We start from the raw sequence: 21,759 nt of genomic DNA on the forward strand, positions 1-21,759 counted from the left end.
TGGCGAGAGTCCTAGCATGGGTCGCTATCCTGTCAAGAAACAAAAGTTCTTGTCAAGAAAACTAGGGCGCCTGGCGCGGATAGACGATGATCGACAGATAGGTCATCGGCAATTGCACGAACTCCTCCGGCCCATGTAGCGCGCCCGAGTCGAACAAGAGCGCATCGCCCGGCTTCAAGCGATAGCGCCCCTCGGCGTGCCGATAGACCACCTCGCCACTGAGCATGTAGATGAACTCGACGCCGGCATGCTGGAAGCCGGTGAAGGGCGAGGCGTCCTCGCGCAGCGTGATGAGATAAGGCTCCACCACCACGTCGCCGCCCAGCGCATGGCCCAGAAGCTCATAGACATGCCCGGCCTTGGTGCCGCGCCGCTCGATGTTGACCCCCTTGCCGGCCGGCACATAGGAGCAGTCGCTCTTCTCCTCGAAGGCGGCAAAGAGCGTGCTGATCGGCACGTTGACGCTGGCGGCGATGGCCGCGATCGTATTGAGCGACGGCGAGATCTGCCCGTTCTCGATCTTCGACAGCATGCCGGCCGAGATCCCGGCAGCCGCGGCGAGATCGGCAACCGACAAATCATGCGAGCGCCGGATCGCGCGGATCTGACGGCCGAGCGCGATCTCCAGTGTCTTGCGGGTCTCCCCCGGCGCTCCCGAGCCGGTCGAACTGTCCTGGACGCTCAACGACAGCACCATCCCTTGCCAATCGCGCATCGTCGCGCTGGCCTGCAGACAGCAGGATCGATCGGGGCGAGTCAACCGCTGCCGGCGCGAGGGAAATGCGCTGCGCGGGGGGCCTTCGCCGATGGCGAAACATCGGGCGCAGGCCGCTGGCCAGGGAAAAGCCATCCCGGCCGAATCTGGTTCCCCAAGGAAAAATCAGGCAGGGCCATGCCCAACAATCGGGCGAGGGAGGCGGGTGTCAGACACTCCCGCGCAGGATCAATTCGAGGTCGATAGCTTGCTGCGGCATCTGCGGCGCAACGCCGCCGAGCCTTTCGCGCAGCAGCGCCCCGGCGCGCCGGCCGATGCTGTAGGCGTCGATGCTGATCGTGGTCAGGCCCGGCGCGATCTCGGCGGCGGCGTCATTGTCGCCGAAGCCCAATATGGCGAGGTCGCCGGGGATGCCGAGGCCCCGCGCGCGCGCCTCGATCAGGGCGCCCGTCGCCAAGAGGTCGTTGGCGCAGAACACTGCCTCGACCTGTTCGCCATCCTCCACGAGCCGGCGCAGCGCCGCGCGGCCGTCAGTGATGCCGATCACTTCGGGAACCGTCACCTCGCGGGCGATCGCAATGCCAAGCCGTTCCGCCGCCGCCCGGAACCCTTGCAGCCGCAGGGCGCCGCGCCCTCCGGCGCGGCCGATGAAGCCGAGGCGACGATAGCCGCGTGCCGCAAGATGCTCGGCTGCCATGGCGCCGGCATCGACATTGGAGAAGCCGACCAGCATGTCGATCGGATCGCGCGGATAGGCCCAGGTCTCGACGACCGGGATCGAGAGCTCGCGCAGCGCCTGCCGGTTGTCCTCGAGCTCGATGACGCCGGTGAACATCACCGCCGCCGGCCGCAGGGAGCGCAGCGAGCGGATCATCGCGACCTCCTTCGCATAGGAATAGGAGGTCTGCCCGATCATCAGCTCATAGCCCTCGGGCTCGAGCTCGGCCGCCAGCCCCTGGATCGCCAGGCCGAAGGGTTGGCTGAGGATGTTGGAGATGAAGGCTGCGACGAGCGTCGAGCGGCCGGAGCGCAGCGCCCGCGCATGGGGGTTCGATTCATAGCCGGTCTGCGCGACGGCTTCGAGCACCTTGCGGCGGGTCTCCTCGGTCAGCTTCTCCGGCTGGCGCAGGGCCCGCGAGACGGTGATCGGCGAGACCCCGGCGAGGCGCGCGACCGCCTCGATGCGGGGAGGGCGGGCGGAGGGGCGCGGCGCGATCGCCTGGTCGGCGCGCACGCGCACGACATCGTCGTAATTCGGCCGTGGCGCCGCCGCCTCCGTCATCGAGCCTCCCCGATCGCCTGCCGCTTAGCCGAGACCCAGGGCGGCGCGATCCAAGCGTCGCCCGACCTGTATCAGGCAATCGCCCGATTCGCTGTCTGTGTGCAGGCGGCGCGAAATCACGATGCCTGAGGCGGCGAAGCGCAGCTCCTCCTCGGCCAGGTCGAGCCGCCCGAAGTCGTGGTACCAGCCTGCCAGATCGCCGGCCTCGACTGTCGCGCCACAATCGACGCGCGGCTCGAACCAGCCGCGGCGCGTGGCGTAGATCGCTTGCGTGTGGCTCTGCAAGGCGAGCAGCGTCATCGTGTGTTCGATTGGCTGATGCGGGCCCAATACCGGCTCGGCGATACTGCCGAGCGCCATCAGCAATCTGTCGATGGCGCGCCGGGTCAGCGCCATGCTTTGCGGCGTCACCGTGCCGCCGCCGCCAAACTCACCCGAAATGCCGATCGCCCCGGCACGAGCGGCGGCCGCCATCGAGGTCGGCGCCTCCGCGCCGTTCTCCGCGATGAAGCCGAAGGGCATGCCGAGCCCGTCCATCAGCGCCAGCGCGCGGGCAAGAACCTCCGGCGAACCCTGCTTTTCGATCAAGGCGCAAGGCAGATGCGCCATCGAAGTGCCGCCCGAATGCAGGTCAAACACCACGTCATGGCGTGGAAATAGTTCTGTCTCCAGGAAATGCGCGATCCGGCTGGTCGGCACGCCGCTGGCGTCGCCCGGAAAGGCGCGGTTGAGATTGCCGTCGTCGAGCGGCGAGCGCCGCCGCGCCGCCATCACCGCCGGCGAATTGGTGAAAGGCAGGATCGTCAGCTCGCCGCGCATCGCCTCGGGCGCCAGGCGCCGGATCAACTGGGTGAGAGCGATCTCGCCCTCATATTCGTCGCCATGGTTGCCGGCCATCAAGAGGACGCGCGGGCCCTCGCCGTTGCGGATGCGGCAGACCGGCACCTTGACCTGGAAATAGGGCGAGCGGTCGATCGAGAAGGGAATGCTGAGATAGCCGAGCGCCTTGCCGTTGGCGGCAAAGTCGAGCTCGTGGAAAAGGCCGGTATGCATGGGGCACCTTGATGCGCCGCCGGTCGGCGGTTGCCGAACCGGCAGCGGCTTCGGAGCAGGCGCCGCCCGACGAAAGCCGGGCGGCGGCTGGACATTCAGAGCGTCGGCAGGGACTGCTCTTCCTTGAACCATTTCAGCTGCAGCGCGCCGAGCTTGCCGTTCAGCTTGTTGGAGAAGATCGCGGTGTTGAGCCAGTTCAGCAGGTTCTGCTCGCCCTGGCGCACGCCGATATGAGCTGGCGACTGGCGGATGACGAACTTCATCTCGACCTCCTTGGCAGGGTTCTGCTCCATCACCTTGATGGCGATGGCGCTGTTCTCGGCGAAGGTATCGGCCTGGCCGGCGAGATAGGCTGCGATGGCAGCCGGCGTATCCTCGAAGCGCACGACCTTCACCTCGGGCGCATTGTCGGTCAGCCAGAGATCGAGCGTCGTGCCCTTGGCGACGGCGACCGTCTTGCCCTTGAGGTTGTCGGGCTTCTTGCCGGTGGCGGCGGGGATCGATTTCGGGCCGTAGACGCCGAGATTCACCACGGCATAGGGCTGCGAAAACATGATCTGCTGGGCGCGCTCGGGCGTGGCGCCGAGGCCGGCGACGAGCACGTCGATCTTGTCGGAGAGCAGGCTCGGGATGCGCGCCGCGCCGGTAACGGGAACGAGCTCGAGCTTCACGCCAAGGTCGCCGGCGACGAGCTTGGCGAGGTCGGCGTCGAGGCCGGCGATCTCGCCCTTGTCGTCCTTGAAGCCCCAGGGCGCGGCGTCGGTCAGGATGCCGACGCGCAGCTTGCCGGCCTTGAGGACGTCCTGCAGCTTGTCGGCCCTGGCGGCGACGGGGGCGGCCAGGGTCGCTGCGGCAATGAATGCCGCCATCATGGTCTTGAACAGGGTCATGCTCTTCTCCTCTGAGGGCTCGTTGCAGCCTTGGGGACCGGCTACTTCACCGAGTTGATGAAACTGCGCAGCTCGGGCGTCTGGGGGGCAGCGAAGAGCTTCTCCGGCGGACCCTCCTCCCAGACCTTGCCCTGATGCATGAAGACGATCTTGTTCGCGACATTGCGCGCGAAGCCCATTTCATGGGTGACGAGGACCATGGTCATGCCCTGGCGCGCCATGTCCTCCATCACCTTCAGCACCTCGCCGACGAGCTCGGGGTCGAGCGCCGAGGTCACCTCGTCGAACAGCATCAGATGTGGCGCCATCGCCAGGCAGCGGGCGATCGCGACGCGCTGCTGCTGGCCGCCCGAAAGCTGCTCCGGCCATGCGTCGATCTTGTCGGAGAGCCCGACCCGGCCGAGCACGTCCTGGGCGAGCGCGCGGGCCTGGCTTTTGCCGATCTTCTTGGTCAGCAGCGGCGCCAGCGTGATGTTCTTCTCGACGCTCAGATGCGGGAACAGGTTGAAGGCCTGGAAGACGATGCCGACGCGCTGGCGGAATTGGCGCAGATTGGCCATGCCAGCGGAGACGCGCCGGCCTTCGACCGTGATCGTGCCGGAATTGACGGTTTCCAGCGCGTTGATGCAGCGCAGCAGCGTCGATTTGCCCGATCCCGAACGGCCGATGATCGTGACGATCTCGCCTTCCGCGACATCGAGCGAGACTCCTTTCAGGACCTCGACCTGGCCGAAGCTCTTGCGGACATCGCGGATTTCAACGAGCGCCATTGAGGCGAGCCTCCAGGGAACGGGACCACAAGGTCAGCGGCAGGCACAGCGCGAAGTAGATCGCGGCCACGACGCTGTAGGTGAGGAGCGGCTGGAAGGTCGCCGCGCTCGCGACCTGGCCGGCGCGGGCGAGCTCGACGAAGCCGACGATCGAGGCGAGCGAGGTGCCCTTGATCAATTGCACGAGGAAACCGACCGTCGGCGGCAGCGAGAGCCGCAGCGCCTGCGGGCCGATGATGTGGCGGAACTGCTGCCAGCTGCTCAGGCCCAGGCATGCTCCGGCCTCCCATTGCGCCGGCTTCACCGCCTGGATGCCGCCGCGCCAGATGTCGCCGAGGAAGCCCGCGGTATAGAGCGTATAGGCGATGCCGACGGCGACGAGCGCCGGCACCTGCAGGTCGAGGAAGACCGGCATGCCGAAATAGAAGAAGAACAGCAGGCCAAGCAGAGGCACGCCCTGGATGAGCTGGATCACGGCTGCGGCGAGCCAGCGCAAGGCCGCGAACCGGCTGGTGCGCGCGGTTGCGAGCAGGAGCGCGAGCGGCGCGCCGAAGGCGAGCGCCAACAGCACGAGCAGCACCGTCCACTGCAGCGCGTAGACGAGGGAGACCAGGTCGATAAGGCTGAAGGAACGCATTCCGGGCTCCTCAGCGCCTGACCGGCCAGCGGAAGGTGAGGAGGCCGATGGCGGCGAACACCGCCTTGAACGCCATCACCATCGCGAAATAGATCGCGCAGATCACCGCATAGACCTCGAAGCTGCGATAGGTGCGGCTCTCGATGAAGCTGCCGGCGTGGAACAGCTCCCCGGCCGCGACCTGGGAGGCGAGCGAGGTGCCCAGCAACAGCAGGGTGAACTGGCTGGTGAAGGCCGGATAGACATTGCGCAGCGCCGGCGGCAGCACGACATGGCGAAAGACCTGCCAGCGCGTCAGCCCGAGGCACTGGCCGGCCTCGATCTGGCTTGGCGGGATCGACTCCAGCCCCGCACGCACGATCTCGATGGCGTAGGCGCCGAAATACAGGCTGAGCGCCACGGCCGCCGCCTCGAAGGCCGGCAGCTTGAGGCCGAAGCTCGGCAGCACGAAGAAGATCAGGAAGATCTGGATCAGCGAGGGCGTGTTGCGGATGATTTCGATATAGCTGCGGATCGCGAGGCGGACCGGACGCGATCCGCTGCGCAAGAGCGCCGCGCCGAGCAGGCCGATGACGAGGCCGGCGCAGGCCGCGATCAGCGTTAGCGCAAGCGTGATCAGCGTGCCTTCGACGAGCTGGTCCTGATAGCGCCAGAGCTGCTGGAAGTTCATCGCCGCACCTCGCCGCTCAGCCGAAATGCGTGCGCAGCACGCGCCCGACCGTGCCGTCCTGCGTCAATCCGAAGACCGCCCGCCAGCGATCGAGGCAGGTGCAGGGATGGGAAATGCCCAGGCAAAGGATGTCGCCGACAGCGAGATCGCAGCCGGCCGGCAGGGAGAGGAAGGCGTGCTGGTCGTTCAACCGCTCGACCGTGACGCCCGCAATGCCCGCAAGCTCAGCCCCGTCGCGATGGACGCTCAGCAATCGCGGCAGGCCCTGGTCGAAGGAGACGTCGCGCATGCCGAAACCGGCGATGGCGAGCCCGGGCTCCGGCCGCGACAGCACCTCGGCCCAGAGCCGCAGCGCCGGGCGGAAGCTTTCGGATGCCGACAGCGTCTCGCCGCCCATGACCAGGCCGCCGCGCGCGTCGAGCGCCGCGAAGGCGCGGGCGTAGATGCCGTGGTCGGAAAAGAAGATCGCGCCGCTGCGCAGGAGCAGGCTCGCTCGCCCATCCGCCTGTGCCACCGGCGAAAGCGCCGCGATGACGAGATCGAAATAGGCCGAGCCGCCGGCGCTGATCAGCAAGGGGGCCTCGGGCTCGATGGCGCGGATGCGGGCGAAAGCCGCGATGGTGCGCTCCATGAGCGTGGCGATGGCGGCTTGGGTCGCGACGGGATCCGGGCCGGCGACGGCGCCCTCATAGGTCGCGACGCCAGCGAGGCGAAGCCGCCCCTTGGAGGCGCCGACCGCGCTGATGACCGTTTCGACGGCTTGCGCATCGCGTGCGCCGGCGCGCCCAGCGCCGATCTCGACGAGGACCGGCAACCCCTGCCGGCCGGCGGTTTCGGCGGCGAGGGCGAGACCGGCGACGGAGGCGGGTGAATCGGCGAAGGCGCTGATCTCGACTTGCGGATAGGCGGCGAGCAGCGCGCCCAGGCGCCGGCCGGCCGCGATGCCGCCGATCTGGTTCGCGAGCAGGAGACGCGGCTCGCCGGCCTGCATCAGCACGGCCGCCTGCTGGAGATTGGCGACGGAGGCGCCCCAGGCGCCGGCCTGGCGCAATTCCGCGACGATCTCGGGCGACATCGGCGTCTTGGCGTGCGGCGCGACCAGCGCGCCATGGGCTGCGAGATAGCGGAAGAAGATCTCGCGGTTGGAGGCAAGCGCCGCTTCGTCCAGCGTCAGGGCCGGCAGCGAGAGCTCGCCATGGCCCGGACGCAGGCCCGCCTCGATGAGGTTCTGCGGTGACACCGGCTGGGCGAAGGGCACGCCGCGCAAGCTCGCGTCGAGACGCATGCTTTCGCCATCCATGCGTCCGCCATCGATGATCGACTGCATCATTGGGTGCTCCTCCCGGCGAGCCTGCCTCTAGCAGGATCGACCTTTCATGACAACGTTGTCATTCGTCATTCGAGGACAGGACATCCGGCATCGGACGTGATCACTTCGTGAGCACGGGACGAGGGCCTGCGGAGGCGCCCTGATACAGCGCGGCCCGCTTTTGATTTTGCGGATCCGTCCACTATAGGATCACGCATGGTGAAAGCTGACGGCATCGATCAGCGCATTGGCGCTCGCATTCGCATCGAACGGGAGGGCAGGGGCTGGTCGCTGTCCGACCTCGCCGAAAAGGCGTCGGTATCCCGCGCCATGATCTTCAAGGTGGAGCGGGCCGAGAGCAGCCCGACGGCGACCTTGCTCGGCAAGCTCTCCGGAGCCTTCGGCCTGAGCATGTCGACGCTGATGGCGCGGGCGGAGATGCAGCAGGGGCGGCTGCTGCGCAAGGCCGATCAGCCGCTATGGGTCGATCCGCAGACCGGCTATGTGCGCCGCCATGTCTCGCCGCGCTCGGACCTGCCGCTCGACCTGGTGCGCATCGAATTGCCGGCCGGGAAGGAGGTGCCGATGCCCGCCTCGGCCTACGCCTTCATGCGCCAGCTGATCTGGGTGCTGGATGGTGAGCTCGTCTTCGTGGAAGGGCAGACGCGGCACGAGATGAAGGAAGGCGATTGCCTCGAACTCGGCCCTCCCAGCGATTGCGTCTTCAAGAACGAGAGCGACCGGACCTGCGTCTATGCCGTCGCGGTGCTGAGCAACTCCTGAAGCCCCTCGCACGGGCTCGGGACGGTTGAGCTGTTATCGGTATCCGGAGGCAATGCTGACGCCTTGCACCGCAGGCGATGCCAGGCTCTGGAAGATCGAGAACGCCTTCTGCACGTCCGTCAGCGGCGCATTCGAGACGTAGAGGATGTCCCCGCGCTGCATGCGCAGCCCTTGCGCGACAAAGAGCCCGTTCGGATCGCGCAGGTTCACGCGATAGATGACCGGGACCTGCCGGCCATGGCCGAGGAGCGGGCTGTCCGGCTTGATGCGCCGAAGCGTCTCCGACGATTCGAACCGGTATAGAAACACGCCTTCGGGATCGGCGCGGAAGTCGAGCAGGCCGCCGGCTTTAGCCAGCGCCTGGGCGAGGTTCATGGCGTCGGCCTCGAATGGGATCTCGGCGTTGCGGCCGGTCGCGCCCGCGGCGATGAAGGTCCGCGGGTTGCGCACCAGTGTCAGCGTATCGCCGCCGCGGAGATAGATGTTCTCGTTGGGATTGTTGACGATCGTGATCATCGGGACAGCGAGCGTCCGCGGGCCCCGCGTCAGGCGGACTTCCGTCTCGTTGACGGGCGCGCGAATGCCGCCGGCCGCGGCAATCACTTCAAGGACCCGGTCGCCCTTGTTGGACAGCGGAATGCGGCCGCCTGATGCAACCTCGCCGGTGACGGCGACGGTGTTGCTGATCTGCTTGCTCATCGTGACCAGGATCTGCGGCTGGATCGCCTTGCCGGCGAGCCGCTCCTCGATCGTCTCCTGGACCTCCGCGGCGGTCTTGCCAGCCACTCTGACGCGGCCGGCATAGGGCACGGAGATGGTTCCGTCGCGGGCGACGGCCTGCTCGGGGATCGTCGCGGTACGCGACCCCGGCGTGAAACGGTCGGTCGTCAACGGCGCGGAAAACAGGCCGCCGGCACCGGCCTCCCAGATCGTCACGGCGATGAAATCGCCGATGCCGATTCGTGATTCCGCTATGACGCTGCGATCACGGAAGCTGCCGCTGAAACTGTCGACTGCACGGGCATTCAACGTTGCGAGTGCGGCCGGCGCCAGATCGACCAGTTCAAACGAGCGGCCCAGCTCCGTCTCGGTCTGCGAGGTGATGTCCGATGTCGACGGACCGCTCGCGGGCAGGCTGCTGCAACCTGCAAGCGAGAGTGTAGACACAATTGCGACAAGTCCGACCCGCACCAAGCCAATCCCCCACCACACTCGGCGACTAACACCGATCCGCCCAATTGCAAATGAGGGCGATCAGCCGCGAACAAGTTCGTTGCGAAGTGTGGACTTGCCGCATCGCCAAGGGGTTACAGTCGCTACGCCTTTGGCGAATATGATTACTAAAATGCCAATCGTTTCTTGATGCCTCGAATGGGCGCTGAATATCATCAGAACTGCGAAAGCGCGCAGCACAGATGGTATAATGAGCTGCTGGGCACATTGTCTCTCGTCAATCTGCCGCTGGAGTCGAAATGATCCAGCCAGAGTCCTGGCTGCGCCGGACGCAGGAAGGTGGCAAGCAAGGTTTCGGCAATCTCGTCAGGCTCACGAGCGACCGCGCCTGCAGGCACGGCAAGCCGGGAAGCGCAAGCTTTCAGAGCTTCGGTAAGAGGCCAGAGCCGAACCCCGCTGTCGAGCCTCCTGCCGGAGATCGTGACGGCGTCGAGAATCGCTCCGTCGGCACGGAACCCAAACCGCAACGCGCTCGACCACAAGGCCTGTGCCAGCTCCGGGTGGCCGCGGCCCGTGAGCCGCGTGCATTCGGAGAGCAGCCAGACCCATTCGAAGTGATGGCCTGGTTCGAAAGCGTAGTCCGGCCCGCCAAGCGGTGCGAGCCGCTCGTCGAAACATTCGACGAGCGCGACGTCGTTTTCGCCATGAGCCAGGAAACGCTGCTCGAGCAGGTCGATGATCGCCCAGGCGCGGTCGTCGAAGCCCTCATCCGGCGCCACCGCCTGCCATGCGAGAAAAGCTTCCAGCAGATGCATATGGGGGTTCTGCCGGCGCGGAGCGGCAGGCCCCGGCACCGCCTCCAGATATCCTCCAGTCGGGGCTGCCATCTCGGCATCCATGAATGCGAGGGTCTCGCGGGCGAGCCTGAGCGGCTCTGCGCCGCCGCCGAGCCGCCTGACGGCAGCAAGCGCCAGAAGCACGAAGGCTTGGGCATAGAGATCGCGCCTCGCATCGATGATGCGGCCGCTCCGGTCGGCCGAAAACGCCCAGCCTCGCGTCCCACCCGCCAGGCCATAGCGCGCGATCAATTGGCGGTAGCCGACCTCGGCGAGCCGGTCGCCGCCCGGGAACCAGCCGCGCTCATGCGCGAGCCCGAACACATAGATTTGCCGGGCCTGGGCCATAGCGCGCCGCGGAACGTCGAGCAGCGGCGTCCGGTCGAAGGCGAGCTGCTCGACGAACTGGCCTTCGTGCGCGTCGAAGCCGGCGCTACCCCAGAGCGGCAGGGCTTGCTCGACGAACCATCGCCGTAGCGCGGCGACGCTCATGCGATATGGCCTTTGCTGCGCAGATGGGCCGCGACGAAGGCGTCGAGATCGCCGCCCTTGAACAACAATCCTTCGACGCCGGCATTTTGGGCCGCGGCCATGTCGCTGCTCTTGTCGCCGACCATGAAGCTGCTCGCGCGATCAACCTCGAACTGCTTGATCAACTCGAGAAGCATGCCGGCCGCCGGCTTGCGCAAGGGGGAATCGCGATCGTAGCGCTCCACGCTCGCCCCCGGCAGGAAGGGGCAATAATGGAAGGCGTCGATATGAGCGCCGATCGCGGCGAGCTCGGCTGCCATATGCGCGTGGACCGTCCCTACGTCCGCTTCGGTATAATAACCGCGCGCGACGCCGGACTGATTGGTGACGACGAACACCAGGAAGCCGAGCCGATTGAGCCGTGCGATCGCCGCGCGTGCCCCCTCGATCCATTCGAATTGCTCGACCCGGCCGACATAGCCATGATCGACATTGAGGACACCGTCGCGGTCGAAGAAGACGGCGCTTCTTTTGCCATAGTCGTCCAAGATCCTCTCCGCTGAATAGGTTCCGCCCCTGGCGCTAGGAGTTGGGCTTGATCGTCGCCCGGCGCACCAGCGCGGTTGTCGACTCATCGGGCACGAGGTCGATCAGCACGACGCGGCCGCCATGGGCCATCACCGTATCCGCCCCCACCACGGTCTCGACCGTGTAGTCCGCGCCCTTCATCAGGGCCTGCGGCAGGAGCTCCTTGATGATCTCGGCCGGCGTGTCCTCATCGAACAGCACCACGAGAGCGACCATGCCGAGCGCGGCCATCACGCGCGCACGCGCCGCCTCGCGCTGGACCGGGCGCGATGGACCCTTAAGCCGGCTAACAGAGGCGTCTGTGTTCAGCCCGACGATCAGGCGGTCGCAAGCCTCGGCGCTGCGCTCGAGCAGTTGCACATGGCCGGGATGGAGCAGGTCGAAACAGCCATTGGTGAAGCCGACGACCAGGCCCTGGGCGCGCCAGGCGGCGGCGAGGGCGCGCGCCTGGGTGCGCGTCGCGATCTTGGCGGCCGAGCCGCCTGCGAGCGCCGGGCGTGCCATCTCGGCCGCGATCTCGGCCGTGCTCACGGTTGCCGTCCCCGCCTTGCCGACGACGATGCCAGCGGCGGCGTTGGCGATGGCCAGCGCATGCGCCGCGCCATCGCTGGGCTCGGCCGGGTTCAGGGCCACCGCCAGCGCTGCCATCACCGTGTCGCCCGCGCCGGAGACGTCGAACACGGTGCGCGCGGCTGTCGGGATATGAAGGGCCGGCCCGTCGGCGCCGATATAGGACATGCCGCGTTCCGAGCGCGTGACGATGATGTTCGCTCCGGTCAGCGCCGTGGCCGCGCGCGCGGCCCGCTCGACTGATTCATCGCCCGCGTCGGTCGGCTGCGTCGCCGCCTCCAGCTCCCTGAGATTCGGCTTGATGATCGTCGCCCCGGCATAGATCGAGAAATCGCGGCGCTTGGGGTCGACCAGTAGCGGTTTCTTCGCCTGCGTCGCCAGCGCGATCACGCCTCGGATCACCGCGTCCGTGCAGACGCCCTTGGCGTAATCGGAGAGGACGACGACGTCGCAATGCGGCAGCGCTGCCTCGACATGGGCGAGAAGCGCCTGCTCGACCGCCGGCTCCAGCGGCGCGGATTGCTCGCGGTCGAGCCGCACCACCTGGGCCTTGTTGCCGATGATGCGCGTCTTGGTCGTCGTCGGGCGTCCCGCGGCCGTCACCATCTCGGCGAGCGAGACGGCGGGAAACTGGGCCGCCATCATCATGCGCAGCAACTCGGCATCGGCGTCTGCGCCAACCACTCCAACCAGATGCGCGCAGGCGCCGAGGCTTGCAACGTTGGCAGCGACATTGGCCGCGCCGCCCGGCACGTGCCGCTCGGCCGACATCAGCACGACCGGCACCGGCGCCTCCGGCGAGACCCGCGCAACCGAGCCCTCGCAATAGACGTCGAGCATCACGTCGCCGACGATCAGCACACGCCGGCTGGAAAAATCGAGCATCGGTCCCCGCTTCGTCATTCGGTCCGCCCGCATGGCGTGTAGTCCGGTTGCAGGGCGCGGTGCAAGAATGGAATTGTATCTCGATATTAGGAATTTAAACGTATATTCCGCGTGAGGCGGGAGGTGGTTATGTCTGGCAACACCATCTCGATTCACCCTACATCGCCGCTGGCTACGCGCAGAGGCATGTGGCCCGCAATGATGCGCTTGAGATCATCGGTGCGCTCGCCCATCGGGCGGTGGAGCCCGGAGGCAAGCGCGGCGCCGGGAGCGCGCTGTCTCGGTCCCGCCGGAGCATCGGGAGCCTGGTCAGGCCATACCGGTGCGGTTGCGGTAGTGGATGGCGGAGCCTGGACCTATCGCCAAGCGCAGGCGGATTGGCGCGCCTTCAGCCGCGACGAGGCGCGCAGCTCGACGTCAGGCCTCCTTGTCTCGCCCGTCAGGCTTGCAACACCCGCCCCACCGCATCCGCAAGCTCGCGCGGGGTCAGCCCGTCGAGGCAGGCCATGGCCTTTCCGCATTCGCTCGGATCCTCGATACCGCAACCGCAGCAGGGGATGCGCTTCGAGACGATCAGCCCTTCGCCGTCCTGGCCCCATTCGTTCCAGTTGACCTGGTTCATGTGCACGCTGACGGTCTTCACACCGCGCATCGATGCAAGGTGTTTGGGGCCGGTGTCGTTGCCGATGAACACCGCGGCGTTGGAGATGAGCGCGTCGAAGATGTCGAACTCCGTGCGTCCCGCCTTGAGCTGGATGCCGCCGATCGCGCCAATCGCCGCCATCTGCTCCTCCGGTACGGGATCGTCCGAGAACATCACGATGTCGCGGCCGGTCTCGGCACGCAGCAGTCCGGCGAGCGCGATGTAGTGTCCAAGTGGCCAGCGCTTGATCGCGAGGCGCGCGCCGACATGGATGGCGATGTAGTCCCGCGGTTTGAGCCCGAGCGGCTCGAGATGGCGCAGCAGCTCGGTGGCGGCGGGAAAGCGCGGCGGCGGCGGCTTGAACATCGTCGCCAGCGCCTCGACGAAGGCGCTGATCATCGCCGTGTGCGAGACCGCCTCCTTGCGGTTGACGGGGTCGCGCGTCAGCAGGTCGATGCCGAAATCCAGGAAATCGAAGCGATGCGGCTTGAAGCCGGCCCGGTAGCGCGCATTGATCAGGGTCAGGATCGGCCGTGAATCGTCGCCAGGCGAGAGATCGATCGCGATGTCGACCGGCGTTGCGTCATAGCGCCGCTTGATCTCGCCATGGGCTCCGCGTCCGAGCCAGCGTCGGCGCGTGCCGTGATCATAGGTGAAATCGACGGTGAAGATTTCGTCGAACAGGCCGCTGGTGCGCAGGATGTAGGCATTGACCGGCGTCACCAGCCCCTCGAAGCGAGCCTGGGGAAACACCTCCCGGAGTCGGCGGATCGCCGGCATCGAGGCGGAGAGGTCGCCGAGCTGGTCGAGCCGCATCACCAGCACGCGCTTGACCGGGCGGTCGAAGGCCGAGCGCGTAGCCTCGCGCGCCGTCGCTGGCGTCGCCAGCACGCGGTCGACCAGTCCTGCACCGGGCTCGACCTCGCTGGGCGATGGCACGAAGGCGTCGGAGCGGTCATAGTCCTCCCCAGGCTTCAGATCGTCGATGACGACCGTCTCCTCGAATATGCTGTAGCCGGAGGATTTCTGTTCGACATAGGCCTGCAAGCGCGCCGGACCGCGGGGCAGGTCGCGCGTATCGACCCAGCTGTTGAAATAATATTTGCCGACGCCATTGCTGTCGACACCACTTGGAGAGGGCGCGACGATGTCGATCGTCTTGCCGTCGAACCGAAGGCGCAGGCGCTGGGGCGGGTCGCGCGTGACATGGCAGAGCCTGATCGCGACCACCCCGACGAGACGCGGAAAGCTCTTCCCGCCGACCTCGCTGCGCAGCCAACCGATCTGGTGGCATTCCAGCCGCTCCGCCCCGAAATCGAGCGTGTCGCGCAGATCGACGATGTCGAGCACTGCGGCGAGTTTGGTGGGTGCGCTGCGGGCATTCGCCTCCGCGCGCTTGCGCCGCTCCTCCTCCTCGGTCGCAAGGTAGAGAGTGCCAAAGCTGGGATGCTGCTTCACCAAGTCGGCGATCTCACGCGGATTCAGGCATTCGCGGACGACGGAATTAAGTTCCCAAGTCGCCGATTCATGAGCTGGCGCATTGGTTAGAACCCAGGAGAAGGCGCTGACGGCGCCGGCGAAATCGCCGTTGGTCTTGCGCTGGATGCCGAGATCCATCGTGTAGAGTTCCGGCACGGCGGCCGCGGCGCGCTCGGTCCAGAGCAGCGCTTGTGCCGCTGCTCCGCGCCGCTTCAGAGCGTTCGCGACACGGATCGCAATCTCGCCCACCAGCGCGGGCGGGGTCGTCGGCGCGCTGACCGAGAACCAGTATTCCATCGGCGCCTGTCGACCTTGCTCGGCCAGCGCCAGCAAACGCTCGGCGGCCCCCGATCCGCTATCCGGGATCAATCCAAGAGCGACCAGGTCGGACAGCTTCTGTTGAGCTGCCGGATCGTCGCTGCGCGCCTCGATCGCGACGACGGCCGGCACAGTGTCGCTCGCTGCGCAGGTCGCCAAAGTCGCGCGTGCGGTCGGGACGGCGAAGCTGGCCACCACTGCCGCCGGTGCGATGCGCAGCTGGGCCGCCAGACGATCCGCGATCGCGGCAGTGGCGTTGAGGCAGACTCTCCGCAGGATCGCGGCAAGGCTGTAGCCGCCCTGCTCGGGCAAGGCGGCGTAAACCGGCCTGCCCTTGGCCGGAAACGCGGCCGAGAGCGTGATGATCGCTTCGACGAGGCCAGAGGCGCAGTCGTCCTTCTCCCCGAACAGCCGGTCCTTGATGACGGCTATGGCGGCGGCAGCCTGCTGGAGTCTGGCCACGTCCTCGCCGCCGTCGGCTTCGACGACGCTGATCAGGTCGGCGTCCTGGCTGGCGAGACTGCCGCCGCCGAAGCGGTGATCAGCCAACGGAGTGTCGAAGTCGAGCGTGTCGATCAACCGCCCCAGCGCCTCCGCAGGCTTCATCGATGCGAAGGCGGGAGATTGAAGGTGCCGCGCGTATCGATCCCCCCAGAGGCCGCTGGCGCTGAGGATCGTCCTGTAAGGCAGTTGGCGTTCGGCGACGGGGCCCCCGATGACGAGCGCGAGATCCGCCAAGAGCTGCGCGGGCTCGGTAAAGCCGCGGATCGCGGCATCCTCCGCAGCCGCCGCGAGGCGGCGCCAATCCAATGGCGCGAGTTCGAGAGCAAAGAGCCGCTCGAGCATGCGGGTCTCGTCCTCGCCGGTCTCCACCGCACGCTCGAAGAAGCCCCGGCGCAGGACCGTCTCCCCGCGGGCCAGCCGGTCGAGCTCGGAGACAGACAGCGCGTGGCCACGCGCAGCGCTGCGCGCGAAAGCCCATTTTGCCGCCGCGGAATTGCCCGTGTGCTTCAGCAGCACGCCGGCGTGGAAATCGGCCTCCGGCTTATCCTCCTCATGTGACACGGCCAGATAGTCGAAGAGCGCCGTACGGCAACGGCCCATTTCCTTCAGGCAGTGGCCAGACTGCATCCACAGGCCGTTTCGGTCTGGATGCAGCCTGACGAACTGGCGGTACAACTCGGCACCTTTCGACCACGCCCCATCGTCTCGCGCCGCGTCGGCTTGCGCCAGAAGGAGGGCATTCTCCCGCGGGACCATGAGCTCGCGGAGTTGCCGGCTCAGTTTCTTCATCGTGCTCATCCAAGTGCGGCTGGCCGCGCGGGCGTACCGAAAGGCTGTCGCAGGACAGCCGTAACAGGTGAACTCGCTAGCGGGCGGCCGTCCATTGCCGGACATAGGCGTCGATGCCGGCCTCGAGAGACGTGCCGCCTCCGATGAAGCCGGCCGCGCGCGTCTGGCTCATATCGGCTTCGGTGAAGTACTGATACTTGCCGCGCAGAACCTCCGGCATATCGACATAGCGAATGCGCGGCTCGCGTTCGAGGCTGTGGAACGTCGCTGTCGCGAGGTCACGGAATGTTCTGGCCGTGCCGGAGCCGACGTTGAAGAGGCCGTTGATCGAGGGATTGGCCAGCAGCCAATCGACCATCGCGACGCAGTCATTGACGTAAACGAAATCACGCTTCTGGCCGCCATCCTCGTAACCGGATTTGTGCGATTTGAAGAGTTCTATCGTCTCCCCCGCCAGTATCTTGGGCATGATCTTGTTGATGACCGAGCGCATCTCGCCCTTGTGATCCTCGCCCGGGCCGTAAACGTTGAAAAACTTGAGCCCGGCCCACTGTGCCCGCTCACGCCCCTGCGCGTGTTCTTTGGCCGTTCGGAGGTCGACGGCGGCTTTGCTCCAGCCATAGGCATTGAGCGGCTTCAGTGCGCTCAGATAGGCAAGATCGATGGTGTCGCGAAATCCCATCGCGCCATCGCCATAGGTCGCTGCGGATGAGGCGTATACCAAGCGCGTGCCATTCGCGCCGGTCCAATCCCATAAATCCAGTGTCGCGCGGAGATTGTCGCGGACGATACGATCGACGTCCTGTTCCGTCGTGGACGATATCGCGCCCATATGGATGATCGCAGGAATCTTGTCAGCGAGAGACGAAAGATAGCTCTGCAGAGCTTCGGGCCGAATGACGTCATGGAGGGAAACGCCGACCAGATTGCGCCACTTCTCGCCATGGCCCAGGCGGTCGCAAACAACGACACGTGCTCCGGCTTCCGAGAGATGTTTTGCGATATTGGACCCGATAAAACCGGCGCCGCCGGTGACGACAACAATGTCGTCGGCAACAAATATGGATTGCGTCTGCCGTGCCATAGCTTGATTGAATGCCTCGCTTTGTGTGCCAAGCTTCATTGGAAATTCTGCTCAGGATAGGCGAAGCTCACGGCCGGCTTCTACAAAATTCTGTTTTCCGAAGCGTAAAATTTAGCTGACGTGTGGAAGCAAAAGAACATGTAGTGAACTATACGGCAAGGTCACGCCTGCACCCTATCTTGCACCCATTCGATGAGCAGCAAGCCTACGGCAATCATGATGGCGCCGCAGGAAAATCCGTAGAGCACAAAATAATGCGTCGTGACGTTTGGGCCGAAAAGTCCGGCCCTGAACATTTCGAACGCATTAACCGTTGGAACATAGGTGATATACTGGTGCAAATTGGACGGAAGCCAATCCACCATGAAAAATGTTCCCGATACGGGAAGCAGGAAATACTGGACAGGTTGGAAAAATTTTTCAACGACCTCTGAGCATTCGGACGCTCCTGCGTAGATGCAGGCGAATCCCGTGGCAATGCAGCCCATCATAAGCCAGCCAATTAGCATGGTACCCAAGTCATAAGCGGGTTCGATCAGGCCGATCGCCAGGAGTATCGTATAAATGACGAGGCAGGCCGCACTCGTTCCGATGAATTCCATGAACATTCGCGACGTCAGCGAATCGATATGCGTGATATATCTATGGTTAAGTAATATAGCTTTGCTCAACCTAAGCATAAATACGCCAGAACTCGAAACATGTCTCTGTAAGGTGAGCGGCATGTAGCTGCTGAATGCAAATGCCACGATTTGAACGCCGTGTTCTATCGATCCCTTCAAGAATGACCAGATCACCATAACGCCGACGCACAAGATCATCGGCTCCAGAATGACCCACAGGAAGCCTACATTCTCTCGACCATAGCGCGTAACCATGAACCGCACGGCGAGCGCATTCATCGTCCGAGCCTGGATCGCGAGCGAACGCATGAACGAAACGCGCTGGGGAGCGAAGTCGGGTTCAGCGCCTTGCAAGGCCATGCTCCCGCGATCCGACCAAAATCAGCCACGCGACGAAAAATAGCAGCAGGCTTCCGGCGAAGGTCACCAATACGCTGCGCAGGCGGCGTGGCTGTTCGGAATTGTCGGCCGCGTGAGGCTCCACCACGCGTTCGAGGTAAAGCTGCTGGCGTCTGGCCTCGTTGCGCGCGAGTTCGAGGCTCGCCACGACCGATGCCAGCGCCTTCACCGCAAACTCCCGCTGCAGGTTGAGCCTCTCATAGCCCGCAATCTTTTCAGCCAGGCCGTCCGAGGCGTTGGAAACGCGCTGGCGTTCGAGCGTGATCTGGCCCTCTAGCGCGGCGATCCGGCGTTGTAGGCCGGGGATCTGGGGCGAGCTCGGCGAAGACGCCTCGACCTCGCGAAGTTGCGCCGTTACCGCGGCAAGCTCGGCAGACAGCCTGCCGATCAGTTCGGCCACGATCAGCGAACTCTTCGATGGATCGAGCATGAGCTCGCGATTCCGGAATTCAGTGATCGCGATCTGCGTTTCGACCAGGCGCTCCTGCGCGCGCGCTACTTCCGCCTCGGAGAAGCGGATCGCATCAGTGCGAATGCGCTCGTTCATGCGGTTGACCAGTTCCTCGCCGAGCCCGAGCAGGGTCCGGCTGATCGCCAGCGCGTCGTCCGCACGGAACGCCTGGACCTTCAATGTCGTCAGGCCCGTCGCCGTGACATGGACCACTTCAACCCGCGACTTGTAGTACTGGAACAGCTCTTCCTCGCTCTTGCCATAGCGCAGGTTGGGATAGCGAGCGACGAAGTCCGCGCCGGGACGGTCGAACATCTCGCGCAGCGGCAGGCGCTGCGACAGCGCCGAGACCGCGTCGCGCGAGAGCATGTATTCCTGAACCGAATAGGAGTTGTCCTGCGAGCCGGAGATGCCCGCCATCTGCAGAAGGCCTCCGAGGCCTCCCGCAATCGGCGATTTCGCGGAACGGACGACGAAGGTCGATTCAGAGATGAACCGGTCCGATGCAATCCAGCCGAAATACAGCGCTGAGAATATCGTGGGCAGTGCGACCATGAGCAGGAAGGCGAGCTTGCTCCGGGTCAATCGGACGCTCGCGGGTTTCGGCTGCAGGGTGAGCGCCGGTGCCGCGCCGGCTTCAGCCGCCCCTTGCGCCATCGGCATCCGGAAGCGTTTGGCGGCCGGCGCCCACGCAGCATACGCTGCCGGCCGCAGCCGGCGCGAGAGCCTCTCCAGCCGCTGCCTCATGCCGACACCTTGCCACCTTGCCGCCACCTCGTTTCCGGGCTCATCGCATAGCCCAAGGCTGCAGCGGTCGGGAACATCGATTCGGCATTCCTATCCACGAGTCTGCCTGCTATTTAGCATCCTCGGGCGGAGAGCAGAAGCCGGCGATGTCGCAGTTCGTTCCTCGGGAAATCGTCCCGGACTATGTCGAGCTCGTGCCGCTGCGTTCCGGCGGCGGCGATTTGGGCGTGCCGCTTGAGATTGAACGGCCGGGATGGCTCCTCTGGCTGCGCCGGCGCGCGCTGATGCTGCTGACATTCGTGCTGCCAAGCGTGCTCGCATTGCTCTATTTCGGTGTCATCGCCGCCGACCGCTACACCTCCGAGGCGCAGTTCGTCGTCCGCAGCCCGAGCCGGGCCAATGTCGACCAGCTGAGCAGCCTGATCCCGACATCCGGGACACAGCGCGCCTCGGATGAATCCGGCGCCGTTCATGAATTCATGCGCTCGCGTGACGCGGTTGCGCTGCTGGTGCGGGATGCTGATCTGCGCGCCCTCATGGCGCGACCGGAGGCCGATCCACTCTGGCGCTTCCCAGGCTGGTTCTCGCGCGACCTGCAGGAGAAGATGTTCGAGCGCTATCTCGATTTCATTTCGATCAAGCAGGATAGCGCCACCGGTATCAGCACGCTCGTCGTCCAGGCCTTCCGGCCCGACGATGCCGTCAAGATCGCGCAAGTGCTGCTCGTCGGTTCCGAAGCTTTGATCAACCGGCTGAACGAGCGCGCCCGTCGCGATACGATCCGGGCCGCCGAAAGCGAGGTCGAATCGGCAAAGGCCCGTGCCTTCGACAGGCGCGAGGAGCTGACGGCGTTCCGGACGCGGGCCGGGACAGTCGATCCGGCCAAGTCCTCCCAGAATCTCCTGGAAACCATCGGCAAATTGTCGTTCGAGGTCGCTCAGGCCAGCGCACAGCTGGCGGAGGCACTGCGTAGCTCGCCGCAAGGGCCGCAAATATCCAATCTGCGCAATCGCATCCAGGCGATCGACCAGCAGATCGTCGAGGAAAAGCGGCAGATCGGAGGCTCGGCTCAAGCGCTGGCGCCGATCATCGCGGACTATGAGCGCTTGGTGCTCGAACGGGAATTTGCGGATCGCGCATTGGCCTCGGCGCTCGCGGCCCTCGAAACCGCTCGGATGGACGCCCAGCGGCAGCAGCTTTATCTGGAGCGCGTCGTCGAGCCTCATGCCGCCGACTATCCGAGCCAGCCGAAACGCCTTCTCTGGATCGCCATCTCCATCGTGCTGAGCTTTTCGATCTTCACGATCCTGCGCTCCCTCATCGATAATGTCCGTGCACATCAACCCTGAAGCGGCGCCTTCGGCAGGCGGGCTCGCCAACCTCCGTGGCGCCGGCGCGACAGGTTCCGCCCGGGCCGTGCGGGCCGACAATGTCATCAAGGAGTTCGAAACCGAGCACGGCCCCCGCCGTGTGCTGGATGGCATCTCCTTCAGTGTTGGTATCGGTGAGCGCATGGCCGTTCTGGGCCGCAACGGCGCCGGCAAGTCGACCTTGATCAAAATTCTCGCTGGGGTGGAAAAGCCAACCCATGGCAGCGTGCACCGCGGGCTCAACATGTCTTGGCCACTGGGGCTCGGCGGTGGGTTCGAGGGGCAGATGACGGGTTATGACACCAGCCGGTTCATCGCCACGCTCTATGGCGCGCCGCTCAAGGAAACCGTCGAGTACGTCGCCGACTTCACCGAATTGGGGAACCAGCTCTTCACCCAGGTCCGCTTCTATTCGGACGGCATGCGCGCGCGGCTGGCGTTTGCACTCTCCCTCGCCATCGATTTCGAGTGCTATCTGATCGACGAGGTCATATTGGTCGGCGACAGGCGTTTTCAGCAGCGCTGCCACGATGAATTGTTCGTGAAACGAAAAGACAGGGCCATGCTGATGGCGATCCATTCAATGGAATTCGCCAAGGAATTCTGCAGTTCGGCGCTCGTTCTCAAGCAGGGGCGGGGACGGGTATTCTACGATCTCGATTTAGCTTGCGCGATCTATGCGACACTTTGAACCATCACGCGTCGGGGGCGGGCCGGTTT

The 21,759-nt window shown here is 65.4% G+C and carries 19 protein-coding genes and 1 pseudogene; 4 read left to right on the plus strand and 16 right to left on the minus strand.

What is annotated here, in order from left to right:
- Positions 1 to 61: 61 nt before the first annotated feature.
- The 8 genes from CYD53_RS09370 to CYD53_RS09405 all read right to left on the minus strand — a co-directional run bounded on the left by CYD53_RS09370 (position 62) and on the right by CYD53_RS09405 (position 7,344).
- Entirely contained in the window at positions 62 to 715 is a 654-nt protein-coding gene (locus tag CYD53_RS09370; RefSeq protein WP_103717797.1) for a helix-turn-helix domain-containing protein, read from the minus strand.
- 208 nt (positions 716 to 923) lie between these two features.
- Positions 924 to 1,997, minus strand: coding sequence for a LacI family DNA-binding transcriptional regulator (locus CYD53_RS09375; protein WP_103717798.1), 1,074 nt, complete (start codon positions 1,995 to 1,997; stop codon positions 924 to 926).
- A 24-nt stretch (positions 1,998 to 2,021) separates the two neighbouring features.
- The gene (locus tag CYD53_RS09380) at positions 2,022 to 3,050 is read right to left on the minus strand and encodes a M14 family metallopeptidase (RefSeq protein ID WP_103717799.1); all 1,029 of its coding nucleotides are present in this window, start codon (positions 3,048 to 3,050) and stop codon (positions 2,022 to 2,024) included.
- A gap of 95 nt (positions 3,051 to 3,145) precedes the next feature.
- Positions 3,146 to 3,940: a transporter substrate-binding domain-containing protein gene (locus CYD53_RS09385; RefSeq protein ID WP_103717800.1), complete on the minus strand. Its 795-nt coding sequence runs from the start codon at positions 3,938 to 3,940 to the stop codon at positions 3,146 to 3,148.
- Between the two features lie 41 nt (positions 3,941 to 3,981).
- Positions 3,982 to 4,710: an amino acid ABC transporter ATP-binding protein gene (locus CYD53_RS09390; RefSeq protein WP_103717801.1), complete on the minus strand. Its 729-nt coding sequence runs from the start codon at positions 4,708 to 4,710 to the stop codon at positions 3,982 to 3,984.
- Entirely contained in the window at positions 4,697 to 5,347 is a 651-nt protein-coding gene (locus CYD53_RS09395) for an amino acid ABC transporter permease (protein ID WP_103717802.1), read from the minus strand. The genes CYD53_RS09390 and CYD53_RS09395 overlap by 14 nt, the downstream gene beginning before the upstream one ends.
- Before the next feature lie 10 nt (positions 5,348 to 5,357).
- Complete coding sequence (locus CYD53_RS09400; RefSeq protein WP_103717803.1) at positions 5,358 to 6,017, minus strand: amino acid ABC transporter permease; 660 nt, start codon at positions 6,015 to 6,017, stop codon at positions 5,358 to 5,360.
- A 16-nt stretch (positions 6,018 to 6,033) separates the two neighbouring features.
- On the minus strand, positions 6,034 to 7,344 hold the full coding sequence (locus tag CYD53_RS09405; RefSeq protein ID WP_245928154.1) for an alanine racemase: 1,311 nt from the start codon (positions 7,342 to 7,344) through the stop codon (positions 6,034 to 6,036).
- A gap of 198 nt (positions 7,345 to 7,542) precedes the next feature.
- On the opposite strand from CYD53_RS09405, the gene CYD53_RS09410 reads away from it, so the two are divergent.
- The gene (locus CYD53_RS09410) at positions 7,543 to 8,109 is read left to right on the plus strand and encodes a helix-turn-helix domain-containing protein (RefSeq protein WP_103717804.1); all 567 of its coding nucleotides are present in this window, start codon (positions 7,543 to 7,545) and stop codon (positions 8,107 to 8,109) included.
- Positions 8,110 to 8,142: 33 nt separating this feature from the next.
- On the opposite strand, the gene CYD53_RS09415 is transcribed toward CYD53_RS09410, so the two are convergent.
- The 4 genes from CYD53_RS09415 to rfaE1 form a co-directional block, all read right to left on the minus strand.
- Positions 8,143 to 9,300 carry a polysaccharide biosynthesis/export family protein gene (locus CYD53_RS09415; RefSeq protein ID WP_103717958.1) on the minus strand — a complete coding sequence of 386 codons (1,158 nt, stop codon included), beginning with the start codon at positions 9,298 to 9,300 and terminating at the stop codon, positions 8,143 to 8,145.
- A gap of 197 nt (positions 9,301 to 9,497) precedes the next feature.
- Entirely contained in the window at positions 9,498 to 10,610 is a 1,113-nt protein-coding gene (locus CYD53_RS09420) for an AGE family epimerase/isomerase (RefSeq protein WP_103717805.1), read from the minus strand.
- Positions 10,607 to 11,137 carry a D-glycero-alpha-D-manno-heptose-1,7-bisphosphate 7-phosphatase gene (locus tag CYD53_RS09425; protein ID WP_245928155.1) on the minus strand — a complete coding sequence of 177 codons (531 nt, stop codon included), beginning with the start codon at positions 11,135 to 11,137 and terminating at the stop codon, positions 10,607 to 10,609. Before CYD53_RS09425 ends, CYD53_RS09420 begins: the two co-directional genes overlap by 4 nt.
- Before the next feature lie 34 nt (positions 11,138 to 11,171).
- Positions 11,172 to 12,632: a D-glycero-beta-D-manno-heptose-7-phosphate kinase gene (rfaE1, locus tag CYD53_RS09430; protein WP_103717807.1), complete on the minus strand. Its 1,461-nt coding sequence runs from the start codon at positions 12,630 to 12,632 to the stop codon at positions 11,172 to 11,174.
- A gap of 201 nt (positions 12,633 to 12,833) precedes the next feature.
- On the opposite strand from rfaE1, the pseudogene CYD53_RS30980 reads away from it, so the two are divergent.
- Positions 12,834 to 13,028, plus strand: a pseudogene (locus CYD53_RS30980) (DUF2793 domain-containing protein); the annotation flags it as partial.
- A gap of 43 nt (positions 13,029 to 13,071) precedes the next feature.
- Here the strand turns inward: CYD53_RS30980 and CYD53_RS09440 are convergent.
- The 4 genes from CYD53_RS09440 to CYD53_RS09455 form a co-directional block, all read right to left on the minus strand.
- Entirely contained in the window at positions 13,072 to 16,365 is a 3,294-nt protein-coding gene (locus CYD53_RS09440) for a glycosyltransferase family 9 protein (RefSeq protein WP_181011771.1), read from the minus strand.
- Positions 16,366 to 16,441: 76 nt separating this feature from the next.
- Positions 16,442 to 17,410 carry an ADP-glyceromanno-heptose 6-epimerase gene (gene rfaD, locus CYD53_RS09445; protein ID WP_210202323.1) on the minus strand — a complete coding sequence of 323 codons (969 nt, stop codon included), beginning with the start codon at positions 17,408 to 17,410 and terminating at the stop codon, positions 16,442 to 16,444.
- 200 nt (positions 17,411 to 17,610) lie between these two features.
- A complete protein-coding gene (locus tag CYD53_RS09450; protein ID WP_103717810.1) occupies positions 17,611 to 18,432 on the minus strand; it encodes an ABC transporter permease in 822 nt (273 codons plus the stop codon).
- Positions 18,413 to 19,579, minus strand: coding sequence for a KpsE/RkpR family capsule polysaccharide export protein (locus CYD53_RS09455; protein WP_210202314.1), 1,167 nt, complete (start codon positions 19,577 to 19,579; stop codon positions 18,413 to 18,415). The genes CYD53_RS09450 and CYD53_RS09455 overlap by 20 nt, the downstream gene beginning before the upstream one ends.
- A 236-nt stretch (positions 19,580 to 19,815) precedes the next feature.
- Here CYD53_RS09455 and CYD53_RS09460 point away from each other — a divergent pair, with 236 nt between their 5' ends.
- Together CYD53_RS09460 and CYD53_RS09465 are read left to right on the plus strand one after the other, a co-directional pair.
- A complete protein-coding gene (locus CYD53_RS09460) occupies positions 19,816 to 21,018 on the plus strand; it encodes a KpsE/RkpR family capsule polysaccharide export protein (protein WP_103717812.1) in 1,203 nt (400 codons plus the stop codon).
- Positions 20,996 to 21,730 (plus strand): ABC transporter ATP-binding protein, encoded by a 735-nt coding sequence (locus tag CYD53_RS09465; protein WP_103717813.1) that lies wholly within the window; start codon positions 20,996 to 20,998, stop codon positions 21,728 to 21,730. Before CYD53_RS09460 ends, CYD53_RS09465 begins: the two co-directional genes overlap by 23 nt.
- Positions 21,731 to 21,759 lie beyond the last annotated feature (29 nt).

The organism is Allobosea psychrotolerans (assembly GCF_002917105.1).
Classification (GTDB): Bacteria; Pseudomonadota; Alphaproteobacteria; order Rhizobiales; family Beijerinckiaceae; genus Allobosea; species Allobosea psychrotolerans.

Bases quoted from the DNA above. Each gene is read 5' to 3' on its own strand.
- CYD53_RS09375 (WP_103717798.1), bottom strand. From the start codon at position 1,997: ATGACGGAGGCGGCGGCGCCACGGCCGAATTACGACGATGTCGTGCGC.
- CYD53_RS09410 (WP_103717804.1), top strand. From the start codon at position 7,543: ATGGTGAAAGCTGACGGCATCGATCAGCGCATTGGCGCTCGCATTCGC.
- CYD53_RS09450 (WP_103717810.1), bottom strand. From the start codon at position 18,432: ATGGCCTTGCAAGGCGCTGAACCCGACTTCGCTCCCCAGCGCGTTTCG.
- CYD53_RS09380 (WP_103717799.1), bottom strand. From the start codon at position 3,050: ATGCATACCGGCCTTTTCCACGAGCTCGACTTTGCCGCCAACGGCAAG.
- CYD53_RS09455 (WP_210202314.1), bottom strand. From the start codon at position 19,579: ATGGCGCAAGGGGCGGCTGAAGCCGGCGCGGCACCGGCGCTCACCCTG.
- CYD53_RS09390 (WP_103717801.1), bottom strand. From the start codon at position 4,710: ATGGCGCTCGTTGAAATCCGCGATGTCCGCAAGAGCTTCGGCCAGGTC.
- CYD53_RS09465 (WP_103717813.1), top strand. From the start codon at position 20,996: ATGTCCGTGCACATCAACCCTGAAGCGGCGCCTTCGGCAGGCGGGCTC.
- CYD53_RS09370 (WP_103717797.1), bottom strand. From the start codon at position 715: ATGCGCGATTGGCAAGGGATGGTGCTGTCGTTGAGCGTCCAGGACAGT.
- rfaE1 (WP_103717807.1), bottom strand. From the start codon at position 12,632: ATGCTCGATTTTTCCAGCCGGCGTGTGCTGATCGTCGGCGACGTGATG.
- CYD53_RS09460 (WP_103717812.1), top strand. From the start codon at position 19,816: ATGTCGCAGTTCGTTCCTCGGGAAATCGTCCCGGACTATGTCGAGCTC.
- CYD53_RS09385 (WP_103717800.1), bottom strand. From the start codon at position 3,940: ATGACCCTGTTCAAGACCATGATGGCGGCATTCATTGCCGCAGCGACC.
- CYD53_RS09400 (WP_103717803.1), bottom strand. From the start codon at position 6,017: ATGAACTTCCAGCAGCTCTGGCGCTATCAGGACCAGCTCGTCGAAGGC.
- CYD53_RS09420 (WP_103717805.1), bottom strand. From the start codon at position 10,610: ATGAGCGTCGCCGCGCTACGGCGATGGTTCGTCGAGCAAGCCCTGCCG.
- CYD53_RS09440 (WP_181011771.1), bottom strand. From the start codon at position 16,365: ATGAAGAAACTGAGCCGGCAACTCCGCGAGCTCATGGTCCCGCGGGAG.
- CYD53_RS09395 (WP_103717802.1), bottom strand. From the start codon at position 5,347: ATGCGTTCCTTCAGCCTTATCGACCTGGTCTCCCTCGTCTACGCGCTG.
- CYD53_RS09405 (WP_245928154.1), bottom strand. From the start codon at position 7,344: ATGCAGTCGATCATCGATGGCGGACGCATGGATGGCGAAAGCATGCGT.